General features: G+C 72.4%; 27 protein-coding genes and 1 pseudogene. 12 read left to right on the forward strand and 16 right to left on the reverse strand.

The features are described from left to right. Positions 1 to 114: 114 nt before the first annotated feature. The 9 genes from ACFWP3_RS25630 to ACFWP3_RS25670 all read right to left on the reverse strand — a co-directional run bounded on the left by ACFWP3_RS25630 (position 115) and on the right by ACFWP3_RS25670 (position 7,156). Complete coding sequence (locus tag ACFWP3_RS25630; protein ID WP_384225342.1) at positions 115 to 501, reverse strand: hypothetical protein; 387 nt, start codon at positions 499 to 501, stop codon at positions 115 to 117. Between the two features lie 321 nt (positions 502 to 822). Continuing rightward, positions 823 to 1,740, reverse strand: a complete 918-nt coding sequence (locus ACFWP3_RS25635) for a MurR/RpiR family transcriptional regulator (RefSeq protein ID WP_384225234.1) — start codon at positions 1,738 to 1,740, stop codon at positions 823 to 825. 141 nt (positions 1,741 to 1,881) lie between these two features. Continuing rightward, positions 1,882 to 2,223 (reverse strand): TcmI family type II polyketide cyclase, encoded by a 342-nt coding sequence (locus tag ACFWP3_RS25640; RefSeq protein ID WP_384225237.1) that lies wholly within the window; start codon positions 2,221 to 2,223, stop codon positions 1,882 to 1,884. 21 nt (positions 2,224 to 2,244) lie between these two features. After that, on the reverse strand, positions 2,245 to 2,724 hold the full coding sequence (locus ACFWP3_RS25645) for an SRPBCC family protein (protein WP_384225239.1): 480 nt from the start codon (positions 2,722 to 2,724) through the stop codon (positions 2,245 to 2,247). A gap of 1 nt (position 2,725) precedes the next feature. Then, positions 2,726 to 2,980 carry a phosphopantetheine-binding protein gene (locus ACFWP3_RS25650; protein WP_362595779.1) on the reverse strand — a complete coding sequence of 85 codons (255 nt, stop codon included), beginning with the start codon at positions 2,978 to 2,980 and terminating at the stop codon, positions 2,726 to 2,728. 76 nt (positions 2,981 to 3,056) lie between these two features. Further along, positions 3,057 to 4,292: a beta-ketoacyl synthase N-terminal-like domain-containing protein gene (locus tag ACFWP3_RS25655; protein ID WP_384225242.1), complete on the reverse strand. Its 1,236-nt coding sequence runs from the start codon at positions 4,290 to 4,292 to the stop codon at positions 3,057 to 3,059. After that, positions 4,289 to 5,560 carry a beta-ketoacyl-[acyl-carrier-protein] synthase family protein gene (locus tag ACFWP3_RS25660; RefSeq protein ID WP_384225243.1) on the reverse strand — a complete coding sequence of 424 codons (1,272 nt, stop codon included), beginning with the start codon at positions 5,558 to 5,560 and terminating at the stop codon, positions 4,289 to 4,291. The genes ACFWP3_RS25655 and ACFWP3_RS25660 overlap by 4 nt, the downstream gene beginning before the upstream one ends. Next, the gene (locus ACFWP3_RS25665) at positions 5,557 to 6,000 is read right to left on the reverse strand and encodes a cupin domain-containing protein (protein ID WP_069918768.1); all 444 of its coding nucleotides are present in this window, start codon (positions 5,998 to 6,000) and stop codon (positions 5,557 to 5,559) included. The genes ACFWP3_RS25660 and ACFWP3_RS25665 overlap by 4 nt, the downstream gene beginning before the upstream one ends. Positions 6,001 to 6,058: 58 nt before the next feature. Then, positions 6,059 to 7,156: a SchA/CurD-like domain-containing protein gene (locus ACFWP3_RS25670; protein ID WP_384225246.1), complete on the reverse strand. Its 1,098-nt coding sequence runs from the start codon at positions 7,154 to 7,156 to the stop codon at positions 6,059 to 6,061. A gap of 275 nt (positions 7,157 to 7,431) precedes the next feature. Between ACFWP3_RS25670 and ACFWP3_RS25675 the strand changes: the two genes are divergently transcribed. Then, positions 7,432 to 9,066, forward strand: coding sequence for an FAD-dependent oxidoreductase (locus ACFWP3_RS25675; RefSeq protein ID WP_384225248.1), 1,635 nt, complete (start codon positions 7,432 to 7,434; stop codon positions 9,064 to 9,066). A 50-nt stretch (positions 9,067 to 9,116) separates the two neighbouring features. Here ACFWP3_RS25675 and ACFWP3_RS25680 read toward each other — a convergent pair whose 3' ends face one another. After that, a complete protein-coding gene (locus ACFWP3_RS25680) occupies positions 9,117 to 9,356 on the reverse strand; it encodes an acyl-CoA carboxylase epsilon subunit (protein ID WP_384225250.1) in 240 nt (79 codons plus the stop codon). Between the two features lie 305 nt (positions 9,357 to 9,661). Between ACFWP3_RS25680 and ACFWP3_RS25685 the strand changes: the two genes are divergently transcribed. The 4 genes from ACFWP3_RS25685 to ACFWP3_RS25700 all read left to right on the forward strand — a co-directional run bounded on the left by ACFWP3_RS25685 (position 9,662) and on the right by ACFWP3_RS25700 (position 14,364). Next, the gene (locus ACFWP3_RS25685; protein ID WP_384225253.1) at positions 9,662 to 9,895 is read left to right on the forward strand and encodes a hypothetical protein; all 234 of its coding nucleotides are present in this window, start codon (positions 9,662 to 9,664) and stop codon (positions 9,893 to 9,895) included. A gap of 372 nt (positions 9,896 to 10,267) precedes the next feature. Further along, positions 10,268 to 11,665 carry a glycoside hydrolase family 16 protein gene (locus ACFWP3_RS25690; RefSeq protein WP_384225255.1) on the forward strand — a complete coding sequence of 466 codons (1,398 nt, stop codon included), beginning with the start codon at positions 10,268 to 10,270 and terminating at the stop codon, positions 11,663 to 11,665. 24 nt (positions 11,666 to 11,689) lie between these two features. Then, complete coding sequence (locus ACFWP3_RS25695; RefSeq protein ID WP_384225256.1) at positions 11,690 to 13,201, forward strand: glycoside hydrolase family 64 protein; 1,512 nt, start codon at positions 11,690 to 11,692, stop codon at positions 13,199 to 13,201. A gap of 110 nt (positions 13,202 to 13,311) precedes the next feature. Next, positions 13,312 to 14,364, forward strand: coding sequence for a LacI family DNA-binding transcriptional regulator (locus ACFWP3_RS25700; RefSeq protein WP_384225259.1), 1,053 nt, complete (start codon positions 13,312 to 13,314; stop codon positions 14,362 to 14,364). A 112-nt stretch (positions 14,365 to 14,476) separates the two neighbouring features. On the opposite strand, the gene ACFWP3_RS25705 is transcribed toward ACFWP3_RS25700, so the two are convergent. Beyond that, positions 14,477 to 15,145: a DUF4360 domain-containing protein gene (locus tag ACFWP3_RS25705; RefSeq protein ID WP_384225261.1), complete on the reverse strand. Its 669-nt coding sequence runs from the start codon at positions 15,143 to 15,145 to the stop codon at positions 14,477 to 14,479. Positions 15,146 to 15,347: 202 nt separating this feature from the next. Here ACFWP3_RS25705 and ACFWP3_RS25710 point away from each other — a divergent pair, with 202 nt between their 5' ends. Next, complete coding sequence (locus ACFWP3_RS25710; protein WP_384225263.1) at positions 15,348 to 17,216, forward strand: galactose oxidase-like domain-containing protein; 1,869 nt, start codon at positions 15,348 to 15,350, stop codon at positions 17,214 to 17,216. Between the two features lie 177 nt (positions 17,217 to 17,393). Beyond that, positions 17,394 to 17,911, forward strand: a pseudogene (locus tag ACFWP3_RS25715) (DMT family transporter); the annotation flags it as partial. Here ACFWP3_RS25715 and ACFWP3_RS25720 read toward each other — a convergent pair. Genes ACFWP3_RS25720 through ACFWP3_RS25730 form a run of 3 tightly spaced genes read right to left on the reverse strand, consistent with a single transcriptional unit; the run spans position 17,859 to position 19,304 of the window. Next, the gene (locus tag ACFWP3_RS25720) at positions 17,859 to 18,467 is read right to left on the reverse strand and encodes a HutD family protein (protein ID WP_384225265.1); all 609 of its coding nucleotides are present in this window, start codon (positions 18,465 to 18,467) and stop codon (positions 17,859 to 17,861) included. The pseudogene ACFWP3_RS25715 and the gene ACFWP3_RS25720 sit on opposite strands and share 53 nt — an antisense overlap. Further along, positions 18,464 to 18,835 (reverse strand): DUF4180 domain-containing protein, encoded by a 372-nt coding sequence (locus ACFWP3_RS25725; RefSeq protein ID WP_384225267.1) that lies wholly within the window; start codon positions 18,833 to 18,835, stop codon positions 18,464 to 18,466. The genes ACFWP3_RS25720 and ACFWP3_RS25725 overlap by 4 nt, the downstream gene beginning before the upstream one ends. Before the next feature lie 16 nt (positions 18,836 to 18,851). After that, on the reverse strand, positions 18,852 to 19,304 hold the full coding sequence (locus ACFWP3_RS25730; RefSeq protein WP_384225270.1) for a MarR family winged helix-turn-helix transcriptional regulator: 453 nt from the start codon (positions 19,302 to 19,304) through the stop codon (positions 18,852 to 18,854). A gap of 145 nt (positions 19,305 to 19,449) precedes the next feature. Here ACFWP3_RS25730 and ACFWP3_RS25735 point away from each other — a divergent pair, with 145 nt between their 5' ends. From ACFWP3_RS25735 to ACFWP3_RS25745, 3 genes are all read left to right on the forward strand, one after another. After that, positions 19,450 to 20,973 (forward strand): MFS transporter, encoded by a 1,524-nt coding sequence (locus ACFWP3_RS25735; protein ID WP_384225272.1) that lies wholly within the window; start codon positions 19,450 to 19,452, stop codon positions 20,971 to 20,973. A 51-nt stretch (positions 20,974 to 21,024) separates the two neighbouring features. Beyond that, a complete protein-coding gene (locus ACFWP3_RS25740; protein WP_384225275.1) occupies positions 21,025 to 21,534 on the forward strand; it encodes a DUF664 domain-containing protein in 510 nt (169 codons plus the stop codon). Positions 21,535 to 21,652: 118 nt separating this feature from the next. Next, positions 21,653 to 21,859, forward strand: a complete 207-nt coding sequence (locus tag ACFWP3_RS25745) for a cold-shock protein (RefSeq protein ID WP_384225277.1) — start codon at positions 21,653 to 21,655, stop codon at positions 21,857 to 21,859. 42 nt (positions 21,860 to 21,901) lie between these two features. Here ACFWP3_RS25745 and ACFWP3_RS25750 read toward each other — a convergent pair whose 3' ends face one another. Both ACFWP3_RS25750 and ACFWP3_RS25755 read right to left on the reverse strand, forming a co-directional pair. Next, the gene (locus ACFWP3_RS25750) at positions 21,902 to 22,912 is read right to left on the reverse strand and encodes an NADPH-dependent F420 reductase (RefSeq protein WP_384225280.1); all 1,011 of its coding nucleotides are present in this window, start codon (positions 22,910 to 22,912) and stop codon (positions 21,902 to 21,904) included. Further along, on the reverse strand, positions 22,798 to 24,159 hold the full coding sequence (locus ACFWP3_RS25755; protein ID WP_384225282.1) for an FAD-dependent oxidoreductase: 1,362 nt from the start codon (positions 24,157 to 24,159) through the stop codon (positions 22,798 to 22,800). Before ACFWP3_RS25755 ends, ACFWP3_RS25750 begins: the two co-directional genes overlap by 115 nt. Before the next feature lie 242 nt (positions 24,160 to 24,401). Between ACFWP3_RS25755 and ACFWP3_RS25760 the strand changes: the two genes are divergently transcribed. Continuing rightward, positions 24,402 to 24,593: a DUF5302 domain-containing protein gene (locus ACFWP3_RS25760; RefSeq protein WP_362306128.1), complete on the forward strand. Its 192-nt coding sequence runs from the start codon at positions 24,402 to 24,404 to the stop codon at positions 24,591 to 24,593. A 173-nt stretch (positions 24,594 to 24,766) separates the two neighbouring features. After that, a complete protein-coding gene (locus ACFWP3_RS25765; protein WP_384225285.1) occupies positions 24,767 to 25,180 on the forward strand; it encodes a rodlin in 414 nt (137 codons plus the stop codon). The last annotated feature ends 145 nt before the right edge of the window (positions 25,181 to 25,325 follow it).

A 25,325-nucleotide genomic window follows, 5' to 3' on the forward strand; every position in this document is an offset into this window, starting at 1 on the left:
GCGATTGGTGGGGGGGGTGTGTCTTTTTTAAACCCCCCGGGGGGGCCGGCCCCCCCCCCCGGGGCCGGGCCCGGGGGGGCCCCGGCCCCGGGGGCCCCCCCCCGCCCCCGGCACTCAGCGCCTGCGCTGTGCGGGGGTGCCCACCAGGAGCGCGTCGGAGACCAGGCGCGCGCCGCGGGACAGGCGGCCCAGCTGTTCGAGCTCGACGGCGTACATCCTGATCGTGTTCTCGATGACCGCCTCGCCGACGCCCAGCACGGGCAGCTCGGCCCTGCTCGTCTGGAGGGCCACCCGCACCGCGCGCATCTCGTGCTGGAGCTGGAGCTGGACGTGCCGGGCCAGCAGGGCGTGGTGGCGGGTCAGGGTCAGGTAGCTGCCGTAGCGGGCGGGGAGGAGGTCCCGCAGCCAGCGCGTGGCCGAGCGTTCCCAGTCGTGGGTACCGGGTGCCTTGACCTGCAGGGGCCAGTCCGGGCTACGCGTGATGGTGGCCGTCAGGGGCATTCTCGTCACTTCCGAGGGGTGTCGAACTCTGATCGAGACGTTGCTGAGGGGCGGCCTCGGCCCAGGGGTTGACCGAGGCCGCCATGGGCGCTCTGCGGGATCCGAAGGCCTGGACTCGACGCGTGCCACGACGTGAGGAGGTCGTCGTGCCGCGCGTGCGTTCAGGAGGGGGTCCTCCTCCTTGGCATCTGGTGGATCCGGAGCGCCGCCGTCAGTAAACATATATACCGTCGAGTAGGCAAGGGTATGAAAAATTTCATGCATCTCGAGGGTTGAATATCCCCTGGTCAGAATTGGGGTGAAATCAGACCTGACCAGGCCTTACAGGAAGAATCCGTGCTGGTCGGCCACGTGCTCGTAATCCTCCAGGCGCGCCTGGGTGCGCTCGGGATCGGCGTCCGCCATCGCCTGGAGCAGGGCCGCGGAGAGCATCCCGGGGGCCGCGTACGAGTCGAACACCAGCCGCGAGCCGGTTCCGGCCTTCAGCGTCACGTCCGCCTCGTCCACCAGCGGTCCGAGCGTCGGATCGGTGATCAGGACGACGCGCAGCCCGGTGCTGCGTGCGGCCCGGACCGCGGCCAGGGTCTCCCTGGCGTGCCGCGGCATGGCGAAGGCCAGCACCCAGGTCCCGCCGGCCGCCTTGGACTGCAGCAGCGCGTCGTAGGCCACGCTGCCGCCGCGGGTCACCAGCCGCACGTCGGGGTGGATGCGCCGGGCCGCGTAGGCGAAGTACTCGGCGAGGGACACCGAGATCCGCAGTCCGAGCACGGTCAGCGGCACCGAACCGGCCAGGGCGCGGCCGATGTCCAGCACCTGGTTGGTGTCGGCGAGCAGCCGGCGCACGTTCTCGAGGTTCTCGATCTCGGCGTCCACGGCGGCCTGCAGCTCGTTGCGGCGGATCTCCTCGCGGGTGTCGGGCGAACCGGCGACGGCGCTCAGCGCGATGGGCTGGAGCACGTCGCGCAGGGCGGGGTAGCCGCTGAAGCCGAGGGAGGAGGCGAAGCGGGTCACGGAGGGCTGGCTGACGCCGACCCGCTCCGCGAGCTCGGTGATCGACAGGAAGGCGGCCTCGGTGAGGTGGTCGATCAGGTACTGGGCGATCCGGCGCTGGCCCGGGGAGAGGCGCCGGCCGTCGAAGAGCGCGAGCAGCCGGTCGGCCGGGGGGCGGAATTCCTCCGACGACTGCCCGCTCGGCTTGATCGCCGCCGCCTGAGCGCGTGCCTGCTGCCCCGATGACACCGGAAGGGCCTCCTTGACTCTGTCACTCACGCTCAAACATAGCTCACGCCCCGTGGCCGACGAAGATCGGTCCAAGGCGCGGGCACCGCACGCGGCGGGACCCGCACACGCCGTGTGCGGGTCCCGTCCGGGCCGCTCGGGTCACTTCGCGGCGGCCTTCTCCCAGCGGTAGAACTCGTGGGCCATCGCGTCCTTCGGACTGCGCCACGTGGCGGGGTTGTGCGGGCTGATGTAGGCGGTGAGGCTCTCGCTGAGCTGCCGGAACTCCGGGTGCTCGGTGACCTGGGCGATGGCGGGGCCCGGTGGCCGGTCCGCCTCGATCAGGTGCATGTACACATCACCGAACTGGAACAGGCTGCGGCGCGTGACTCCGACCAGGTGCGGCAGTTCACCCGCGTCCGATCCGGCGAACAACTCGGCGATGTCGGGGGCCGATCCGGGCGCCATGCGGGCGACGATGAGTGCGCGGTGCGACTGGTTCATCCGGGGTACTCACCCTTCGTTTCAGAGGCGGCTGACGGCGGGAGCGCGGTTCTCGCGTTCGCGCTGCTCGATCTTGTCCCGGATGAGCGCCATCTGGATCGGGGAGTTGCGGTTGATGTTGTCGGTCATCCACGCGTCGTCGACCGGCGCGTCCGGCTTCATCGCGAAGTCCTGGGTCCACTTCATCCGCGTGCCGCCCGGCACCGCGAAGTACTGCCAGTGGATGTCCATGTGCGCGAAGGGGCCGGTCTCCACGCGCCGGGCCCGGACCGTGAGGCCCTCGCGGTCCACGGTCCGCTCCGAGACCCAGCTCCACACCTTGCCGTTCTCGTCGGGGTGCATGGTCAGGCGGAAGCGGGTGGTGGCCCCCTTCTGCTCCAGGATCTCCAGCGAGGCGTACTCGCTGAAGAGCTGCGGCCAGCTGGGGAGGTCGTTGGTCATCTCCCAGACGACGTCCACGGGCGCGTTGACGGTGATCTCGTTCTCGGTGTGTCCTGGCATGTCAGGCTCCTGTCATCAGGCTGTTGTTGACGAGGTCGAGGAACTCGCCGGGGGTCTTGCAGCGGTCGGCGTCGGTGGGCAGGGCCCGCCCGCGCCGGTTCTCCAGCTCGCCGACGATGCCGAGCAGGCCGAGCGAGTCCAGGCCGTACTCGTCGAAGGCCGAGTCCGGACGGCTCGCCAGCTCGGCGGGGTCGACGGTGATGCCGGCGGTCTTCATCAGGGCCGCCAGCTCCTCCAGGGTCAGTCGGTCGGACATGGGTGGCTTCTCTCTTCCTACGGGGGGCCGCGCGCGGCTCGTGCCGGGCGCGGGCCCTGGGTGGACTGCACGGCCGTTACGGGGCCTTCGCGCCCTTGCGCAGGACGAGCGCGGAGTTCGAGCCCATCCGGCCGCGGCTCAGCACGAGCGCGGTGCGCAGGTCCGCGGAGCGGGCGCTGCCCGTCACCACGTCGAGGTCGTGGCACACGTCGAAGACGTTCGGCGTCGGCGGGACGACTCCGTGCTCCAGGGCCAGGACCGCGGCGGCCGTGTCGAGGGCGGGGGCCGCGCAGTACGCCCGGCCCGTACCGGTCTTCGGCGCCGTGACCGGCACCTGGCGTCCGCGGGCGCCGAGGGCGGCCGCGATCGCGGCCGCCTCGGCCGCGTCGGCCTGCGGCGTCCCGAGGGCGTCGGCGAAGACCACGTCGATCTCCTCCGGGGCGCAGCCCGCTTCCCGGAGCGCGCCCCGGATCGCGTGGGTGAGGCCTTCGCCGGCCTCGTCCGGCCGCCGGGTGCCGCTGAAGGTGGCGGCGTGGCCGGCCAGGACGGCGCGTACCGTGGCGCCCCGGCCGAGGGCCGCGGCCTCGTCCTCGACGAGGAACATGGCGCCGCCCTCCGCGGGAACGTACCCGCAGGCCTTGGCGGTGAAGGGCCGGTAGGCGCGCTCGGGGTCGTCGCGGGTGCTCAGTCCCTCGTACTCCAGCTGGCAGACGATGGAGTACGGCGCGAGCGGTGCCTCCGTCGCCCCGACGAGCATCGCCCGGCTGCCCTGGCGGATGGCCCGTACGGCGTGCGCGAAGGCGTCGAGCCCGCCCGCCTCGTCGCTGGCGACGACCCCGCACGGCCCCTTGAGGCCGCGCCGGATGGAGATCTGGCCGGTGCTCGCGGCGTAGAACCAGGCGATCGACTGGTACGGGCCGACGTAGCGCGGGCCCTGGTCCCAGAGCCGCTGCAGTTCGCGCTGGCCGAACTCGCCGCCGCCGGACCCGGCGGCCGTGACCACCCCGACCGAGAAGGGATCGGCCTCGTAGTCGGCCCGGCCGAGCCGGGCGTCCGCCAGGGCGAGGTCGGCCGCGGCGAGGGCGTGGTGGGTGAACCGGTCGGTCTGGACGAGGAAGCGCTCCTCGACCATCGCGCCCGGGTCGAAGCCCCGTACCTCGCCCGCGACGCGCAGCGGGAGGTGCTCGCAGCCGGCCCGGGTGACGCGGTCCAGCACGCACAGACCGGAGTGGGTGGCCTTCCAGAAGTCGTCGGCGCCGATGCCGTTCGGCGCGACGACCCCGATGCCCGTGATGACCGTACGGCGGGTCACGAGACCTCCTCCTTGGGCCGGGTCATGACCACGGCGGACTGGAATCCGCCGAAACCGCTGCCGACCGAGAGCACGCTGCGCAGCGTGCGGCCGCGGGCGGTGCGGGGTACGTAGTCCAGGTCGCACTCGGGGTCCGGCGTCTCGTAGTTCGCCGTGGGCGGTACCACCTGGTGGGTCATGGCGAGCACGCAGGCCGCCAGTTCGATCGCCCCGATGGCGCCGAGCGAGTGACCGACCATGGACTTGATGGAGGTCATCGGCGTCTTGTAGGCGTGGTCGCCCAGGACCCGCTTGACGGCCGCAGTCTCGTGGCGGTCGTTCTGCTTGGTGCCGGATCCGTGCGCGTTGACGTAGTCGATGTCACGGGCGTCGATCCCGGCCTGGTCCAGGGCGGTCTGGATGGCGCGCGCCATCTCCAGGCCCTCGGCGGTCAGCCCGGTCATGTGGTGGGCGTTGCCGAAGGTGGCGTAGCCGCCGATCTCGCAGTAGACGTGCGCACCGCGGGCGCGGGCGTGTTCCAGCTCTTCCAGTACGAGGACGGCGCCGCCCTCGCCGAGGACGAACCCGTCCCGGTCGGCGTCGAAGGGCCGCGAGGCGTGGGCCGGGTCGTCGTTGTTCGGCGAGGTCGCCTTGATGGCGTCGAAGCAGGCCACCGTGATCGGCGATATGGGCGAGTCCGAGGCCCCGGCGATGCACACGTCCATCCGGCCCTCGGCGATGGAGTGGACGGCGTACCCGATGGCGTCGAGTCCGGAGGTGCAGCCGGTGGACACGGTCTGCACCGGCCCGCGCGCACCCGTCTGCTCCGCGACGGCGGAGGCGAGGGTGGCGGGGGTGAAGGCCCGGTGCAGATGGGGCCCGGCGAACTTGTGGTCCACGTCCCACCAGGCGCCCGACTGGCTCACGGCAACGTAGTCGTGCTCCAGACGGGTGGTCCCGCCGACGGCGGTGCCCAGGGAGACACCGGTGCGCCAGGCCTCGTCCGTGGTGAGGTCGAGGCCCGCGTCGAGCAGGGCCTCGCGGGCGGCGACGAGGGCGAACTGGATGTACCGGTCCGCCCGGGCCGCCTCCCCTTCGGCGAGGCCGTGCGCGGCGGGGTCGAAGTCGACCTCGGCGGCTATCCGGGAGCGGAAGCCGGCCGGGTCGAACAGGGTGATGCCGCGGGTCGCCGTACGGCCGTTGGCGAGCAGGTCCCAGAAGGCCGAGACGCCGATCCCGCCGGGCGCGACGACGCCGACCCCGGTGACCGCCACCCGGCGGCCGGTCACGAGACGGCTCCCGTGCGGTCCGGGGGCTGCTCCCAGGCGGTGCCCTCCGGGTTCGGGGCCGCTTCGGTGTCCACGTGGCCCAGTTCGGGGCGCGGGGCAAGCGGTCCCAGGTGGAAGACCATGCGGGCCTCGGTGTCCCCGACGTTGCGGAACCGGTGGCGCACGTTGAGCGGTACGAGGAGGCCCTGGTCGGTGCGCAGCGGGTGGGCCTCGCCGTCGAGGTCGACCTCCAGCCGGCCGGCGACCACGTACACGAACTCCTCGGAGTACGGGTGGTAGTGCTCGGCGATGGACTCCCCGGGGGCCATGACAGCCAGGCCCATGAAGCCGCTGGTGGACCCCACCGAGGTCGGGGTGAGCACGGCCCTCAGGTCGCCACCGCGCCGGCGGTTGGGCGGCGTCTCGCTGAGGTCGACGATGCGTGGACGCTGTCTGGTCATGGCGGGTTCCTCCTGGCGTGTGGGGAGCCTGGACGGGCTGGGATAGGGGGACGGGGGATCAGGACTCTGCGGGCGCCGAGCGGTCGGTGATCAGGTTCATCGTGGGGTGGGTCGCGCGGGTCCGCTCGGCGGGCGCGGCCGTCAGCCGGTCCAGTACGGCCGCCTTGCGCGGGCCTCGCACGCCGCGGATGCTGTCGGGCTCGGCGTCGAGCGGGCCGCGCACGTCGACGAGGCGGACCACGATGTCGTCGCGCTGGAAGATGCTGCTGCTCCGAACGGGGCTCTCCGGACGGTGCGCTGCCGCCTCGTCCTGGCGGGCGAGGAAGCGGGCCAGGGCCTCGCCGCAGCCGGGCTTGGCCGGGTAGAAGAGCGCGTGGCGCGTGACCTCCCCGGGGTCCGGTTCCCCGGCGGCGACGTGGTGCACGGCGGGGAGCGCGGCCCGCATGAAGAACATGCGCGCGGACTCGGGGTCGTTCAGGTTCCGGTCCTGCTCCAGGTACGGGTTGATGGCCTCTTCGACGGCCCGGACCTCGGGCTGCTCGGAGACGTGCCGCAGGGCTGCCATCAGGTCGCCCTGGACCTCCACGGTCCGCACCACCCGGTTGCCGTGCATGAACAGGGAGGTCCGGCAGAGCCGGGTGTGGTCGTCGACCCGGGCGGCCGGGGAGGCGTAGCTGGAGAGGATCGACGCGACCTCCTTCTCGCTGCCCGGTTTGACGGTGAAGGTCAGGGCGTGGCGGACGATGCCGGCGCCGAGCCGGGGCACGGGCTGCAGCCGGACGCGTGCGGGCCGGGCGGACTGGTCGTAGCTCCGGCCGGTCTCGCGCAGGACGGTGAACTTGAGCGGGCGCATGACCCGGGCGCAGGCGCCGAGCGGCTTGACCTGTTCGGCGTGGTGCTCGCTGTTGACCCATGCGAGGTACTGCGGGGCGCTCTCCCACTCGCTGGTGATGAGCCACTGGGAGGGGTTCTCGAAGGACTGGCACAGCTGGTCACTGATGTGGCCCGGGATCGACGCGATGTCGTGGCGGAGCTGTTCGTACGCCTCGAAGAACCGCTGTTGGGCCCCCTCGTGGAGGTCCATCAGCAGGACGACCCGGAGCATGGAGCCGTCGAAGGCTGACTGCGACACCCGTTCGGACAGGGTGGTTGTCATCTACTCACTCCTTCATGAGGGGGTGGAGATCCATCGCGTACGGACCCCTCGTCCGTCACCGGTGGCGTCCGCCCGGGCCGGCGGCCGCCTCGGTCGGGAACGACGGGCCGGCGCATCTCAGGGGGAGCCGCTGTCGCTCATCGTCATCCGGGTGGGGACGTACCGCTACATGTCCGGATCAAGCGGGTGACAACCGGCGAATCAACCGGGCCTAATCGACGATCGGGGGCATAAAGAGTCCACTCCCCCACACAGAAAACAGGAGCCCGCAGCTGATGGAAGACAACGCCGATGTTCGCGTACCGGTTCTCGTCGTGGGCGGCTCCCTCGTGGGCCTGTCCACCTCGCTTTTCCTGAGCCGCCACGGAGTGAGGCACCTTCTGGTCGAGAAGCACTCCGGCACCTCCCCGCACCCGCGCGGCCGTGGCATCAACGCCCGGACGATGGAGCTCTTCCGCACCGCAGGGGCGGAGCGGGCGATCCGCCGGGCGGCGTCCGCGCTGGAGGGGATCCAGGGCATTCTGCAAGCCCGGTCACTGACCGGAGGCGACCACAACTGGCTGATCAAGTCGGTCGACCCGTCGGGGGCGCTGCGCAAGTTCAGCCCGACCGGCTGGTGTCTGTGCAGCCAGAACAACATCGAGCCGGTGCTGGCCGCGCAGAGCCGTGCACAGGGCGCCGACATCCGGTTCTCGACCGAGCTGATGAACTTCGACCAGGACGAGACCGGGGTGACCGCCCTGGTGAAGAACCGCGAAACGGGTGAGCACACCACCGTGCGGGCCGACTTCGTGATCGCCGCCGACGGCCCCCGCAGCCCCGTACGGGAGCAGCTGGCCATCCCCCAGACGGGTAACGGCGAGCTGTTCCACAACGTCAGCGTCACCTTCCGCTCGGAGCGGCTCATCGAGGTGCTGGGCGACCTGCGCTTCATCGTCTGCTATCTGATGCGGCCGGGAGCCGACGGGGCGCTGCTGCCGGTCGACAACGCGACGCAGTGGGTCTTCCACGCGCCCTGGCACCCGGACCGGGGCGAGACCCTCGAGGACTTCACCGACGAGAGGTGCGTGGAGCAGATCCGCAACGCCATCGGCGTGCCCGACCTGGACGTGGAGATCGGCGGCAAGGCCCCGTGGCACGCGGCCGAACGGGTGGCGACGCGGTACTCCGTCGGCAGGGTGTTCCTGGCCGGCGACGCGGCCCACGAGATGTCGCCGACCGGGGCCTTCGGCTCCAACACCGGCATCCAGGACGCGCACAACCTGGCCTGGAAGATCGCCGCGGTGCTGGACGGCTCGGCGGGCATCGACCTGCTGGAGAGCTACGAGGCCGAGCGGCTTCCGGTGGCCAGGGCCACCAGCGAGCGGGCCTCGGCCCGTTCGGCGGAGCACAGCCACCCGGGGTACGCGCCGCCGCCCACCATGGGCGGCGGGCCCGGCAGCGGGATCCTGCCCACGGCGATGGGCTACTGCTACCCGCAGGGCGCGGTCGTCGGCGGCGATCCGGGCCGGCCGGTCATCCCCGAGGCGTTGCGCCTGATGGGTGACACCGGTACCCGGGCCCCGCACATGTGGCTGCTCAGGGCCGGCGAGCGGATCTCCTCCCTGGACCTGTACGAGCGCTCCTTCGTGCTGCTCAGCGGTGCGGGGACGCCGTGGCGGGAGGCGGCCGAACGGGTGGCGGACGAGCTCTCGGCCGTCCGGCTGGACGCCTACGCCATCGGCTCGGGGCCGGACGCCGACCTGCTCCAGGAGACCGGCGCCGACTGGGCCGAGGTGCACGGGATGAGCCCCGACGGCGCGGTGCTCGTACGCCCGGACGGGTTCGTGGCATGGCGCTCGGAGGGTGCGGTCGCGGATCCCGCCGAGGCGCTGCGCGAGGTCCTCACGACGGTGCTGCGGCGGAGGTGACCACTTCGCTTCCCCGTCCGCCGGCCGTGCGCCCGGCCGGCGGACGGGGTTCAGCGGCAGGCCCAGCAGCCTGCCCAGCAGCCGGCGTCCGAACGGGCGGCGCGCCGCCGCCCGGCTCCGCTGCCGACGCCGCGGCCGGGTTCCGGTCCGGCGCACTTCTCCGCGGCGCGGGCCAGCGCGGTACGGCCCGCGTAGCAGGCGACCACGACGGCGATCGCCGCCAGTTCCTCGGGGCCGGCGTGGCCCCGCTCGACACGCAGCAGGCTCGATATCGGAACGTCGTTCGGCATCGGCACGGCCTCTCGTACGGGTGCTGTGCGCACGCCCCGCGACGGCCTGTCGGACGGACCACCGTCCCGGCACCGGCGCGGGCTGCGCTGGGGCGGCTCGGCGCGCCTCACGGGCGTGATCCGTATGGTCTGCGTACTCCGCGCATTCTGCGTGTCGCGCGGTCGCGCACCGGCCGGCGGAGTCCTGTCGGGTCACCAGGACTCCTGACGCGACCGACGCTACAAGCGCGCGGCGGACCCGGCACGTTGGGCGGCTCGGGCCGCCGGGACGCGCCCGCGGCGGCCTCCGCGCCGGCGGGCCGGCCGTGACCGGCCACGACGCCCTGCTCTGCCGGGGCTGCGCCGGACGGCTGTACGCCGTCTGCACCACCGACGCGGGCGGTGGCCGCAAGAGCCGGGGCACGGCCGTCGGCGAGTGGGAGGTCGACCACGAGATGCCGGTGCTGTGCCCGCTGTCCGGGCTGTTGCCGCTGACTGGGACGGCCGCGGCCGTCCACGACCTGCCCGGTGCGCGCGAGGTCCTCGGCCCGCCCGGCTGAGGCGCGGCGGGTTGGGCCGTACGGGTGGGTGCCCGGCGGCGCGGCCCATCGGCGCGGCCCGCCGGCCGCGCCGGCCGCGCCGGCGCACCGGCCTCCGACCACACCGGCCACCGACCGCACCGGCCGTGGCGACCGCACCGGCCACCGGCCGCGACCGCACCCGTGCGAACGCGTTCAAGGGATGAACTCCGCCGGCCCGCAAGTCCTTTCCCGGTTCGATGTCTTGACGCCCGCAGGGGCGGGGAGCACAGTGTCGATCGGCGTCGCCTTGAGAGCGCTCTCAAACCAGGGCTCCCAGCACGGCGCGCCTCCCCGGCACTTCTTCCGGTTTCCCCCGCAACGCGCCTCCACGGCGTTCCAGAGAGGGCATCCATGCGTCAGACATCCGACAGGAAGCGGCCGGTCGTCCGGCGGGCCGTCTTAGCCGCGCTCGGCACGGCCGCGGTGGTCGCGGCCGCCTCGGTGGCGGTCGTACTGCCCGCCGGCGCCACCGCCCCGCCCACCCCGGCCGGCTGGTCCCAGGTGTTCCTGGACGACTTCGACGGGCCCGCCGGCTCCGGCCTGAACACCGCCGACTGGCAGTACACCACCGGTACGAGCTACCCCGGCGGGCCCGCACAGTTCGGCACCGGCGAGATAGAGACGATGACCGCCGACCCCGCCAACGTCTCCCTCGACGGGGCGGGCAACCTGCGCATCACCCCGCGGCGGGACGCCGCCGGCAACTGGACCTCGGGGCGGGTGGAGACCCGGCGCTCGGACTTCCAGCCCCCGGCGGGCGGCACCCTGCGCGCCGAGGCCCGCATCCAGATGCCGAACGTCACGGGCCCCGCGGCCAAGGGGTACTGGCCGGCGTTCTGGATGCTCGGGGCTCCCTACCGGGGCAACTGGTGGAACTGGCCCGCCGTCGGCGAGATCGACATCCTGGAGAACGTGCAGGGCATCAACCAGGTCTGGGCGACCATGCACTGCGGCACCAGCCCGGGCGGCCCCTGCAACGAGAAGTCCGGCATCGGCGGGCAGCGCGTCTGCCCCGGCACCAGCTGCCAGGCCGGCTTCCACACCTACGCCGCGGAATGGGACCGGTCGACGGCGGTCGAGCAGGTGCGCTTCTACGTCGACGGCATCAACTTCCACACCGTGCGGGCCGATCAGGTGGACGCCGCTACCTGGGCCAACGCCACGAACCACGGCTACTTCATCATCCTGAACGTCGCGATGGGCGGCGAGTTCCCGGCGGCCTTCGGCGGCGGACCCGACGCGGCGACCGAGCCCGGCCACCCCATGGTCGTCGACTACGTGTCCGTCCTCAGCTCGACCGGCGGCACGACACCGCCCACCACCCCGCCGGCCGGCAACCGCGACGCCTACGCCCCGATCCGGGCCGAGTCGTACGACTCCCAGGCGGGCGTGGCGAAGGAGACCACCACGGACACCGGCGGCGGACAGGACATCACCACCCTCGGCAACGGCGACTGGGCCCTCTTCAAGGGCGTCGACTTCGGCCCGGCCGCCGCACGGCAGTTCCGCGGACGCGTCGCCTCCGGCGCGGCGGGCGGGGTCAGCGGGCTCGTCGAGGTACGGCTCGGCAGCCGCACCGCGGCGCCGGTCGGCAGCTTCTCCGTGGCGAACACCGGCGGCTGGCAGAGCTGGCGGACGGTACCGGCGAACATCAGCGCGGTCACGGGCACCCACGACGTGTACCTGACCTTCACCAGCGGCCAGAGCGCCGACTTCGTGAACCTCAACTGGTTCGAATTCGGCCACTGACCGGCCCGGACCGAGGAGAGTCCCGTGAACTTCCCCCTTCCGCGGCGGATCCCGCTGCTCCTGCTCGCCCTCCTGCTCGCCCTGGCGGGATCCCCGGCCCCGGCCCCGGCGGCCGCCGGGGCGGCTCCGGCCGCCGCTGCCGCCGACTACGCGCAGGGCGTCACGCCCCTGGGCTCCGGCGCGGTCCGGATCTGGTTCAGGCCGGCCGTCCCGGCCGCCCTGGTCGACGTCCACTACCTGCCGGGCGGAGGCCTCGGCCAGCAGAACCTCCGGATGACGGACAACGCCGGAACCTGGGAGCGGACCGTCACCGGCCTCACCCCCGGCTCGGCCCTCCCGTACTGGTTCACGTACGAGAAGGGCGGCCCGCTCCACGACACCCCCCGCTTCACCCACACCGTGGGCGGCACCGGAGGCGGCGGGGGCGGAGGAGCCGGCAGCTTCCCCATCACCTTCCAGAACAACACCCGCGGCGCGTACACCGATGCGCAGATCCACGTCACCGTCCTCGGCCAGGTGACCCCGGGCCAGTGGTCGTACATGAAACCCGACGGCACCATGGCCCGTATCAGCCACCTGGACGCCGATGCGCCCGGCCACCTCGTCAAACGCGGGGTGAACTACCCCGACATGTCCTTCACCCTGGCCGAGGTGGGCGGCACCGTCCCCTCCCCGCCCGCGATCCGCGGCGGCCGGATCTACCTCTCGCTGGGCTCCCCGGTGTTCATCCCGGTCTCCCCCGACGACCAGGGCTGGGGCGGCCCCGATCCGCGCAACCCCGACGACCCCAACAGCGACGTGTACTACGACTGGTACGAGTACACCTACGTGCACGGAGAGGTCCCCTTCGGCGGCAACACCACCCAGGTCGACCAGTTCGGCTTCCCGATCACCTCGCGGCTGCGCCAGACCTCCAGCGGCTACGACAACACCCAGGGCATCACCACCGGGCGCGCCGAGCTGATGCAGCGGTACGCGGCCGCCGTCGGCCCCGCGTTCGGGCCGCTGCGGAGCGAGCACCGCATCGTGGCGCCCCGCTCCTCCGGCCTGTTCCAGCCCGGCGGGGCCCGGCAGGACCATCTGACCGCCGCCATCGACCAGGCCTGGGCCCACTACACCGCCCACCCGTTCACCCTCAGCCGCCTCGGCGAGACCTTCTCCGGGCGGGTCACCGGCTCCACCCTCACCTTCAGCAAGAACGGCGCGGGCGGCTTCACCCTGCGCAAGCCGACCTCGCCCGAGGTCATGGCCTGTTCGGGTGCGATGGCCTCGGGCAACGACACCGAGAAGCAGCTCGGCGCGGAGTTCTGCGCCGCGTTCAACCGGGGCGTCGCCCTCGACACCACCGCCTGGTACCGCCCGGAGGCGTACTACTCCGGCGCAGCGAAGAACGACTACGCCGGCTTCTTCCACACCGTCGGCCTGGAACGGCGGGCCTACGGCTTCCCCTACGACGACATCAACGACCAGTCCTCCGTACAGATCCTCGGCAACTCCGGCCCGCCGACCGGGCTGACGCTCGGCATCGGCTGGTAATGATCCATACCGCCGGGCGGGCCGCAGGCCTACCGGCGGTACGGGTTACCCTGCTGCACGGGCGAACCCACCGCCCGATGACACCCGGATGACACCCAGGAGGAGCGCCCGTGCCGGAACAGCGACCCGGGGACCGCCCCACCCTGGAGGCGGTCGCGGCGCGCGCCGGGGTGTCCCGGGCCACCGCGTCCCGCGTCGTCAACGGCGGCGACGGTGTCCGCCCCCACCTGGTGGAGAAGGTCCAAGTGGCCATCCGGGACCTGGGTTACGTACCCAACCCCGCGGCCCGGACCCTGGTCACCCGGCGGACCGGCGCGGTGGCGGTGATCATCCCGGAGCCGGAGATCCGGATCTTCTCCGACCCGTTCTTCTCCCGCCAGGTGCGCGGGATCAGCAAGGAACTGACGGCGCACGACACGCAGTTGGTGCTGCTGCTGGTGGAGGACCGGGGCGACTACGACCGGATCGAGCGCTATCTGGCGGGCGGCCACGTCGACGGAGCGCTCGCCTTCTCACTGCACACCGACGATCCGCTGCCCGCGATCGTGCGGCGCATCCGCATGCCCACGGTCTACGGCGGCCGGCCCGGCTGGACCGCCGAGCCGGGGGAAGCCGGCGGGCGCGACGCCCAGGTGGCGTACGTGGACGCCGACAACCGGGCGGGGGCGCGCGAGGCCGTACGGTACCTGGTGGGCCGGGGCCGGGAGCGGATCGCGCACATCGCCGGCCCGCTCGACCAGACATCGGCGGCCGACCGGCTGAGCGGCTACCGGGACGTGCTGCCGCAGGCCGATCCCGCGCTGGTCGCCGAGGGGGACTTCACGGTGGCGGGCGGGGCCCGCGCGATGGCCGAACTGCTGGACCGCCGGGCCGGGATCGACGCCGTGTTCGCGGGGAACGACCTGATGGCGACGGGTGCGCTGCGGGTGCTGCGGGAGCGCGGCCGCACGGTGCCCGATGATGTGGCGGTGGTCGGCTTCGACGACGCCGAGCTGGTCGCGGAGAACGCGGACCCGCCGCTGACGACCGTACGCCAGGACATCGAGGGGATGGGCCGCATGATGGCGGGCCTGCTCCTGGAGACGCTGGGGGGCCGGGGCGAGCGGCCGCCGCCCGGCCCGGTGATCACGTCCACCGAGCTGGTCCGGCGCGCGTCGGCCTGAGACCGCGCGGGCCGGCCTGAAGCCGCGTGTCCGGGCGAGAGCGTGCCTCCGCCGCGGAACGCCGGAGACCGGGACCGCCGGACGGCGGTCCCGGTCTCCGGCCCGCCGCCCGTCAGCGTCCCGGGCACTGCTTCCACGTGAAGTGGTACACGCTGTTGATGCTGCCGTCCGTCGAGTCGAGGGCCATGAAGCTGGTCCTCGACGGGTCGGAGGTTCCGACCTCGGCGCGCAGTTCGGTGTTGATGTTGAAGTTGCGCTGTTCGCCGCAGGGTGCGAAGACCAGCGCCTCGATGCCCGTGGTGTCGGTGGCCTGCCAGTTGTCCTCGAGCGCGCCGTTGAACTTGTGGGTGCGCTGGGCGGTCTGGCTCATGCCCTGGAAGTAGTAGCTCGCCTTCTGCGTGCCGACGGCCCCCGGCTGGAGGCTGCCGAAGCCCCGGTAGTCCACCTGGGCCACGGCGTAGGTGTAGCCCTGGGGGACGTGGACGACGAGGGACAGGAGGCAGTTCTTGCGGCCCTCGACGGCGGGGGCGCCGCCGCCGGCCTGGGCCAGGTACTCGCTGTAGGTGACGGTGAAGGCCGAGTTGTCCGGCGCCACGGCGACGGCGGCGCTGCCTGGACGGCAGCCCGATCCGTTGACGCTGGCGACGTCCACGGTCACCCGGTCCGAGGGTGCCGAGGGGGAGGCCCCGGCCGAGGGGGAGGCCCCGGCCGAGGGGCTGAGCGTGACGAGAGCTGCGGTCACGGCGGCTGCGGTGAATCCGGTACGAAGCGACTTGATCACGTGGACATGGATAGCCGTCCGGGGCGGTCGCGGAGGGCCGGTGGGTACGGGGTCTCACCTCCATGGCCGCAGCGGTTCACCGGGGAAACGATTCTTCAAGCGGCATCGCTGGGCCGAACGGCTCCGCGCCGCGTCGCATCGCCCTGATTCATCCGGATCCTCCTAATATCTGGCGAATCGACCAGAGATCCCGAGGAGCTCCATGTCCCGCGCGCACCGCTCCGCCGCCGTGTCCGCCTGGGTGATCGCCTCCGCCCTGGCCCTCACCGCGATGTCCCCGGCGCCGCGGCCGGGGCCCGCGGAGCGGCCCGCGGCGACCGGGGCGGCCTCGACGGCTACGGCGGCCTCGGCGGCTACGGCGGCTACGGCGGCCGAGGCGGCCGAGGCCTCCGTGATCGGCGAGGACCACGCCCGGGCGCACGCGCGCCTCCGCGAGGCGGCCAAGGGCAGCCGGGGCTATCCGCAGACGAAGCGCACGGCGAGCCTGACCGCGCTGCGGGACTCCCAGACCCGGACCAACGCGGGCTTCGCGGCAGCCGGGTCGGGCCGGTTCACGGAGTACTTCCCCTCCCCCGACTTCGGCGTGCACGTGGCCCAGCTGCCGACGGGCAAGGTGCTGCTCTTCTCCTTCGAGCGGACCGAGGAGGACCCCACCAAGGAGACCGGGCCCACGAACACGGTCGGCCGGACCAACGCGGGCCGCGCCTACCTCTGGGATCCGGCCGCGGGGACCGGTTCGCGGGCCTTCAAGAAGGTGGCGCCGCCCACCGTCCTGATGCCCGACGGCAGCTACGCCCCGCGTCCGGCGCCCTTCTTCTGCGCCGGGCACGCCTTCCTCCCCAACGGCATGGTCGGCGTCTTCGGCGGCAACGTCGGCGGCAAGGGCGGCAGCGGCGCCAAGCTGTCCTTCGTCTTCGACCCGTGGACCGAGACCTGGTTCCGCAACCGGGACATGTCCGCGGGCCGCTGGTACCCCTCGGTCGTCACCGGGGCGGACGGCCGCCAGATCATCATGTCCGGCCAGTCCGAGCGCGGTACGGGCACCCCCACCCCGGTGGTCGAGCGCTTCCCCGCGCTGCGCCACCCCGTGCCCTGGCGGCCCTTCGACATCCCGGTGGACTTCGCCTCGCAGCGGCTGCGTTCGGACGCGCCGTTCCGCAACGACTACCCGCACCTCTTCTCGCTGCGGGACGGGATGATCTACGGGCTGGGCCGGGACGCCGACCAGCAGTGGCTGTTCGACCCAGTCAAGGAGGTGCGCACCGACCTGCCCCGGCGGCCCGCCGACTTCCGCGGGTACGGCTCCGCCGTGCCGCTCCCGGCGGGTTTCCGGGGGCCGGACTCGGTCCTGGTGCTCGGCGGCGATCCGCGCGACCCGCACACCTACCGGCTGTCCGACGGCCGGTGGACCGTCGAGGAGCCGCGCGCCTTCGGGCGCACCCAGGACGACACCCTGATCCTGCCGGACGGCTCGCTGCTGACGGTCAACGGGGCGCTCGACACCCGGGATTACGGCCACGGCCCGTTCAACCCGAAGGCCGACCTGAAGTACCGCCAGATCGAACTGCGCGACGCGCGCGGCCGCTGGCGGCTCGGCCCGGCCCAGCGGCTGCCCCGCGGCTACCACTCCAACGCCCTGATCCTGCCCGACGGTCGGATGATGGTGACCGGGGACGAGCTCCAGCAGATCGCCAACGACCCCGACATGAGGGACGGGATGGACGGCAGCATCGAGCTCTACGAGCCCGCGTACCTGCACCGGGGCCCCCGGCCGGCGCTCGACCGGGTACCGGCGGGCGAGCTCGGCCACGACGCGGCCTTCGAGGTCTCGACCTCGACGCCGAAGGACGTGGCGCGGGCGGTGCTGCTGGCGCCGACGACCGTCACCCACTCGGTGAACACCAGCCAGCGCCACCTGGAGCTCCGGCTCACCGGCGTGCGGGGCCGCACGGTCGGGCTCCGGACTCCGCCGACGGCCGCCGACGCCCCGCCCGGGTACTACATGCTGTTCCTGCTCAACGCGAAGGGCGTCCCCAGCACGGCGAAGTGGGTGAAGCTGGGGCGGCGTTGAGCGTCAGGCGCCCGGTGGCGGCTCGATCTTCGCCAGCCAGGCCGTCAGGAGCCCCTCCAACCGCACGGCCTCGTCGCCGGTCAGGCCCTCCAGGACGCTCCGCTCGTTGCGCATGTCACTGAGCCCATACCGGGCGTAGACGAGGCAGAGCCGCCCGGTCAGGAGCAGGCCGAGGCGGTGTGCCTCATGCTGCTCACCGCGACCGCCTCGCCCGACGCCCTCGGGGTGCTCGCGTCAGGCGCCGCCATGGCCATGTCCCCGCTGGGCTACGTCCTCGCGAAGCGGTGGAGCGCCGGCGCCTCGCCTCCACCTCGTGGCAGCTGCTGGGCGGCGGACTCGCGCTGCTGCCGCTCGCGGCGGCGGTGGAGGGGGCTCCGCCCGCCCTCGACGGCCCGGCCCTGCTGGGCTTCGGGTACGTCACGGTGGTGGCGACCGCCCTCGCCTTCGCGGCCTGGTTCGCGGGCCTGCGGCACCTGCCCGCCGGCACGGTCGGCCTGCTGGGCCTGCTCAATCCGGTGACGGGCGTCCTGCTGGGCACGGCGCTCGCGGGCGAGACCCTCACCGCGCAGCAGTTGTGCGGCCTGGCCCTGATGCTGACGGGCGTGCTCTTGGGCCGCCCGGCGGGCCGCAACCGGCCGGCCGCTAGCGGAAGCGCACCAGGGCTGCGCGCCCGGAGGTCCATACGAGGGCGGTGAAGGGGCCCTCGGCCAGGACCGCGTCGTACGGGTCCAGGGTGACGGGCGGGCCTTCGGCCGGTTCGAGCCGCGCCGGGCCCTCCAGGGCGACGATCAGCAGGGTCTCCCCGGGCGGGGCGTCGAGGGTGAGCCGGCCGCGTACGACGGCGGTCTCCGCCGGCGCCGCGCCCCTGCGGTACATCACGTTGAAGTTGACCACCGGGCCGTCGAGGAGCCGGCAGTCCGTCGGCTCGTCCCCGGCGAAGTCCTGCGGCGCGAACCGCTCGTCCACGAGGCGGTGCGCGCCCGCCACGGTGAGGTCCATGCCCGCGCCCTCGGCGAGGGTGAGGGTGCGGTCGACCCCGGGGAAGGCGGAGAACGGCCCGTCGGCGGCGACCTCGGCGAGGCTCACCCGCCAGGCGAAGTCCCCGGTACCGGCGCCCTCCGGGCGTGCGGCGATCTCGCGGGTGACTCCGCCGCCGTTCTTCCAGGCGGTGGCCGTACGGCCGGCCGCCCGCAGGACGCGGAACCCGCCGGCCCCGCCCACTTCGCCCGCTCCGCCCGGGGCCCCGCTCACGCGGCCGGCCCGGCCAGTCGCTCGTGGAGCTCCGCGGTGTCGGCGAGGAACCACGTCTGCGTCCCGCGGTTGCACTCGCGGACGAAGTCGCGCAGCGCCGGACTGGCCTCCGTGTGGCGGGAGATGTCGCCGAGGACGACGATGCCGACCCGGTACTGGACGAACTTCTGGATGATCGCGCCGGCCACGCGGGTGCTCAGCTTGAAGAACGCGTCGTCGAACCGCTCGGCGGGGATGACCGCCCACCGGGCACCCTGGTATCCGGCGTCGCCGATGAAGTCGAGGGCTTCGCGTTCACCGGCGATGACCTCGCCCTCGGCCTCGCATATCAGCACGGGCACGTCGTTGATCGTCTGCAGGGTGCTCATGGAGGTCGAGGCTACTTCAGGCGTCCTTCTCCATGGTGGGGCGCAGTCGCTCCAACAGGGCGTAGAGCGTGGCGCTCTCGGCTTCGTCGAGGGTGTCGAGCGCGCCGTGGGTGGCCTGCATCTCCTCCCGGACGCGGCGGATGACCTCGCGTCCCGCCTCCGTGGCCACCACGTTCTTGACGCGGCGGTCGGCGGGGTCCGGTTCGCGGCGCACCAGCTCGCGGGCCTCCAGCCGGTCGACGATGCCGGTCACGTTCGACGCGTCACAGACCAGCAGCCGGGCGAGGCCGCGCATCGGCACCGGGCCGTCGAGCTGCGCGAGGACCCTGGCCTGCGTGGACGTGAGCCCGTACCGGGAGGCGGCCGTCGCGAAGTCGCGCCACTGGGCCGTACCGATGGCGGCGAGCAGCTCCAGCAGCTGGAGCTTGGCGGGGGCTGCGTGCGGAGCGGTGCCGCTCTTACCAGACATGACTCGAGCCTACCCAGAATGGTTGACATTATCAATTGTTTACTTGACCACCTTAACTATCCCCGTCTACCGTCGACCGAGTTACTTGATGACATCAAACATCTGTGTCCTAAAGCTCTGAAGTCCGAAGAAGGTCCTGTCAGCCATGAGCACCCCCTCCCCCGCCGCCACGACGGCCACCGGGCGACGGAACGAGACGGTCATCGTCTTCGCCCTGAGCCTCGCCGCCATGGTCGTGTCGATGATGCAGACCCTGCCGGTTCCGATCCTCGGCCTGATCCGCACCGACCTCGGCACCTCCACCGCCAACGTCAGCTGGGTGACCACCGCCACCCTGCTGTCGGCGGCCGTCTTCACCCCGCTGCTGGGCCGCTTCGGCGACCAGCACGGCAAGAAGCCGACGCTGGTGGCCGTGCTCGGCGTCATGGTCGCCGGCTCCGTCATCGCGGCGCTGGCGAGCTCGCTGCCGCTGCTGATCCTGGGCCGGGTGCTCCAGGGCGCCGCGACCGCGATCTTCCCCCTCGCCCTCTCCGTGCTGCGCGAGGAGGTCCGGCCGCAGAAGCTGCCCGGCTCGATGGCCCTGGTCAGCGGCACGCTCGCGTTCGGCAGCGGCCTGGCGCTCGTCGCCACCGGGCTGCTGACATCCGGCTCCGACGCCGACTACCGCAACGCCTTCTGGATGGCGACCGGCTTCGCGGTCATCGCCCTGCTCGCCGTGGTCCTCCTGGTCCCCGCGACCCGCCACAAGACCGGCGGCCGCACCGACTTCCTGGGCGCCCTGACCCTCGGCATCGCCCTGCTGCTGCTCCTGCTCCCGATCTCCCAGGGCCACGAGTGGGGCTGGGCCTCCGCCCGCACGCTGGGCAGTTTCGCGGGCGCGGCCGTCATGACCGCCGTGTGGGTCCTGGTCGAGCGCAAGGTCGACGAGCCGCTCGTCGACATGAAGATGTTCGTCCACCGCCCGGTGCTCATGGCCAACCTGGCCGGCATCCTCGTCGGCTTCGGCATGTTCGCGAACTTCCTCGGCGTCTCCTACCTCGTCCAGATGCCCGAGGCGCTCGCCGGCTACGGCTTCGACGCGTCGATCCTGCGGGCCTCCGTGCAGTTCCTGCTGCCCGGTGCCATCGTCTCGCTGCTCGCCTCGCCCATCGGCGGCCGGCTCGTCCGCCACCGCGGCCCGCGCGTGGCCCTGGGCCTGGCCGCCGTGCTCGGCGCCGTCGGCTTCGGCTGGCTCGCCCTGGACCACCAGCACGCCGCCTCCGTGATCGGCGCCGGCCTGGTCGTCGGTGCGGCCGTCAGCTTCGGCTACGCCGCCATGCCGGCCGTCATCATGGCCAGCGTCCCGCACCACCAGAGCGGCATCGCCAACGGCATCAACTCGATCTCCCGCTCCACGGGCAGCGCGATCGGCAGCGCCATCGTGACCACGATCCTGGCGTCCCGGACCATCGAGCACCTGCCGCCGGGCGTTCCCGCGCTGCCCGCCGAGTCCGGCTTCACCCTCACCTTCGGCATCGGCGCGGCCGCCTTCGCGCTGGTCGCCGTGATCAGCCGGTTCGGCCTGCGCGGCGGGCGCGCGACCGTGACCGGGGCCGCCGCGGGCCGGCCGGTGACCGCGGCGCCCGCGGACCAGGCGGTGCGCACCGAGAAGGCCGACGCCGCTGTCTGAGGCGCGTGTCGCCGGCCCCGGGCGGCCCCGAACGCCTTGCATGGTGGCTACATGAAGGCTACGGACGTCATCGCCGACGGCTTCGGACGCATCCGGGAGATCGTGCACGAGGTCGTCGAGGGCCTCCCGGCGGAGCAGCTCAACGCCCGCGTCGACCCGGCGGCGAACTCGATCACCTGGCTGGTCTGGCACCTCGCCCGGGTCCAGGACGACCACGTGGCGGAGGCCGCGGGTCTGGAGCAGGTCTGGGAGGCGGGGGGCTGGGTGGCCCGGTTCGCCCTGTCCCTGCCCACCGGGTCGACCGGGTACGGGCACACCGTCCGGCAGGCGGGAGCGGTCCGGGCCGATTCCGCCGGACTGCTGCTGGGGTACTTCGACGCGGTCCACGAGCAGAGCGTGCGCTTCGTCCGGGGCCTCGCCGCCACGGACCTCGACCGGGTGGTCGACGAACGCTGGGACCCGCCGGTCACCCTGGGCGTGCGCCTGGTCAGCGTACTGGCCGACGATCTCCAGCACGCCGGCCAGGCCGCCTTCGTACGGGGGCTGCTGGAGCGGCGCTGAGGGGTGCTGCCGACCGGGCCGGGGCTCGCGCACCGGCCCGGAGGGCTCACCCGATCGGAATCGCCCGGAAGGCGGAGCCCCGGCCGGTGCGGCAGCCTCGTGGCACGGGAGGTGCACGATGGAACCGCGCGTCAAAGGGTTCGTCCAGTCGTACAACCGCGACCGGGGCTACGGCTTCATCCTCCCCCTCGGCGAGACGGAGCCCGTCTTCGTCGAGCGGGAGGACATAGAGCACGATCCGCAGGTCCTCTCCGAAGAGCAGCAGGTCACCTTCACGATCGAGCTGGGGCAGGGACGCATGTCGGCCCGGCACGTCCAGCCCTGACGCCCCTCCCGACGGGACCGTCAGGCCGTCTCCCCTCCTTCATCACCCGCGGAAGCCCGCCGGGCGCTCCGGGGAGGCCGCGGCGAGGGCCTTGGTGACCCCCTCGACGCCCTCGCGGAGCCCGTAGACGGGGGTGTCGGGCTGCTGGCGCCAGGAGTCGTCGAGGCCGCCCGCGTCGACGGTGTCGAAGCCGAGTTGGTCGATGAGGGCGCGGACGGTCTTCTTGGCCGTCTCGTCGTCGCCCGCGACGGGCAGGGCCATCCGCTCCGGGTCGCCCGCCGGGCGGTGCCGGTCGAGGATGTCCTGCGCGTAGGTGCCGTTGAAGGCCTTGATCACGGGGTGGCCGAGCTGCCGCTCGGTCCAGCGGCTCTCGGTGAGGCCCTCGTCCTCGACTCCGGCGATCCGGCCGTCGCGCTGCTGGGGGTAGTAGTTGTTGGTGTCGATGAGCGCGAAGCCCTCGGCCGCCGCGTCGAAGAGGCCGGCGGGCAGGTTCGGCACCTTCCCGAAGGGGATGGTGACCACGACGACCTCGGCGCCGCGGGCCGCTTCCGCGACGGTGACGGGGGTGGCGCCGGTCTCCTCGGCGAGGGCCGTCAGGGTTTCGGGCCCCCGCGAGTTCGCCACGGACACGTCGTGCCCGAGAGCCGTGAGGCGGCGGGTGAGGTTGCCGCCGATGTTTCCCGCGCCGATGATGCCGATCTTCATGAGCTCTCCAGTGCATGTGGGATCAGGTCTCGCGCTGGTACGAACTCCCCCCGGCCGCACGGCATTCCGTCCCCGATCCGACTTCCTCCGGACGAGTGAGGACAAGGTCGTGTTCCGGCCATTTCCCACGGCCGCGCACGCGAAGAGGGCCGGAACCCGTTCGGGTCCCGGCCCTCCGCCGTCGCTGCGGTGCCGCGGCCGGAAGAATCCGCCGGCCGCGGCGCCCGAAGCGGCTAGGCTCCGCTGGCCTCGAGCATCTCGTCGCGCTCGACGATCTTCACGCGCTCGCGGCCCTGGGGCTCGCCCAGCGCCTTCTCGGCGGCGTCCAGCCGGTGCCAGCCCTCCCACGTGGTGTAGCGGACCGCGCGCTCGGCGAGGAAGGCCTCGACGGCCTCCGGGGCGGGCGCGGCCGGGGTCAGCAGGCGGCCTTCGGCGTGGTCGGCCAGCAGGTTCGCGACGGTCTCGTTGGCGTCGCCCTTGGTGTGGCCGATCAGGCCGACCGGACCGCGCCGGATCCACCCGGTGACGTACGTGGACTGCAGGTGGCCGCCGGCCTCGATGACGCGGCCGCCCTCGTCCGGGACCGTGCCCGACTCGACGTCCCAGGGGAGCTTGGGCAGCTCGTCGGAGAGGTAGCCGACGGCGCGGTAGACGGACTGGACGTCCCAGTCCGTGAACCGGCCGGTGCCCTTGACGTTGCCGGTGCCGTCCAGCTCGGTGCGCTCGGTGCGCAGCCCGACGACCTTGCCGTCCTCGCCGAGCACCTCGGCGGGCGACTCGAAGAAGTGCAGGAACAGCTTGTGGGGGCGCTCGCCGATGTCGCGGATCGCCCAGTTCTCCAGCGTCTTGGCGACCATGTCGGTCTGCTTGTTCTTGCGGCGCTCGGCGATCGAGCCCTCGTCGTAGTCGATGTCCTCGGGGTTGACGATGACCTCGATGTTCGGCGAGTGGTCCAGCTCGCGCAGCTCCATCGGGCTGAACTTGGCCTGGGCCGGCCCGCGGCGGCCGAAGACGTGCACTTCGAGGGCCTTGTTGGCCTTGAGGCCCTCGTAGACGTTCGCGGGGATCTCGGTCGGCAGCAGCTCGTCGGCCGTCTTGGCGAGGATCCGCGCGACGTCGAGGGCCACGTTGCCGACACCGAGCACGGCGACCTTCTCGGCCTCCAGCGGCCAGGTGCGCGGGACGTCGGGGTGGCCGTCGTACCAGGAGACGAAGTCGGCGGCGCCGTAGGAACCGTCCAGGTCGACGCCCGGGATGGTGAGGGCGCGGTCCGCCGTGGCGCCGGTGGAGAAGATCACGGCGTCGTAGAAGGAGTGCAGCTCGTCCAGGCTGATGTCGTTCGGGTAGTCGACGTTCCCGAAGAGGCGGACCTGCGGCTTGTCGAGCACCTGGTGCAGGGCGGTGATGATGCCCTTGATCCGCGGGTGGTCGGGGGCGACGCCGTAGCGGATCAGGCCGAAGGGCGCGGGCATGCGCTCGAACAGGTCTATGGACACACCGGGCTCGGCCGCAGCCTCGGACTTCAGCAGCGCATCGGCGGCGTAGATCCCGGCGGGGCCGGCACCGACGATTGCTACCCGCAGAGGTCGAGGCATGACAGAGGTTCCCTTCGAACGACGGCACGGTGGATCACACGTGATCAAAGAGAACCCTAAACTAAGGCAATCCTAACCCAGCACCCGGTATCGCCTTATGACCCCATCAGCTGAGCTTATGGCCTCCCCAAGCGATCCTTGGGGTGGGCGGCGCACCCTTGACCCGCGCTCCGACGGAACTCGCTGGTCAGCAGCCGGGCCAGCTGACAGACTGAAACGGCTTGATCACCCCAGGAGGACATATGGCAGACGAAACAGAGACCCCGCAGGACGAATCTCCGGCCGAGGAGGCCAAGCGCAAGTTCCGGGAGGCGCTGGAGCGCAACGCCGCGAATGCCCAGTCCCAGCAGTCGCACCAGTCCCGCGCGAAGGTCCAGGGTGCCAGCAGCGGACCCGGCGGCAAGAACAAGAAGGTCCGCCGCAAGACCGGCTGACCCTCGGATACGAGGAGCTCAGTCTCGCCGTCACGGCGGCGGGACCGGGCCGCCGCTCCGCCATTGAGCCACCCGGGTGAGTGGGGATAACCACCGGCGCCGAGAGCAGTTGATCAGCCTGTCCCGCCGAGGGCAGCTATCTCATGCGACAGTGCGACAGAAGGATCCCCCACATGTTCAAGAAGTTCATGGCCACCGCCGCGGTCACCGCCTCCGTGCTGGGTGCGGGCGCTGCCGTAGCCACCCCGGCGATGGCGATCGGCAACGACAACGGCGTCAGCACCGTCAACGGCAACGGCGCCGCGCAGATCTACGGCAACCAGGAGACCCGGGGCGCGATGAGCCCGCAGGCGAACCTGGTCCAGGGCACCGCCAACAAGCTCTGCATCGGCCTGCCGGCCAAGGTCAACGCCCAGTCGCTGTTCGCCGTCCTGGCCAACGTCGGCGTCCAGGACATCAACGTCCTGCACAACCCGATGAACCAGCAGTGCACCGAGAACTCCACCCAGGCCAAGGGTGACGAGCCGCTCTCGCACATCCTCAGCAACATCCCGGTCCTTTCCGGCAACCTCTCCGCCGGAAGCTGACCCTCCGATCCTTCGGCGACGCGCCGGCGTGGCATGCCACGCCGGCGCGTTTCGTTTGGTCTAGACCTTGACAGGTTCAGACCATTTCGCTTCAGTGGGCACTGCTGCCGCCCCCACGGCAACTCCCCCCACTGAAGGAGCAGTT

The sequence above is a fragment of the Streptomyces sp. NPDC058525 genome, from assembly GCF_042719495.1.
Classification (GTDB): domain Bacteria; phylum Actinomycetota; class Actinomycetes; order Streptomycetales; family Streptomycetaceae; genus Streptomyces.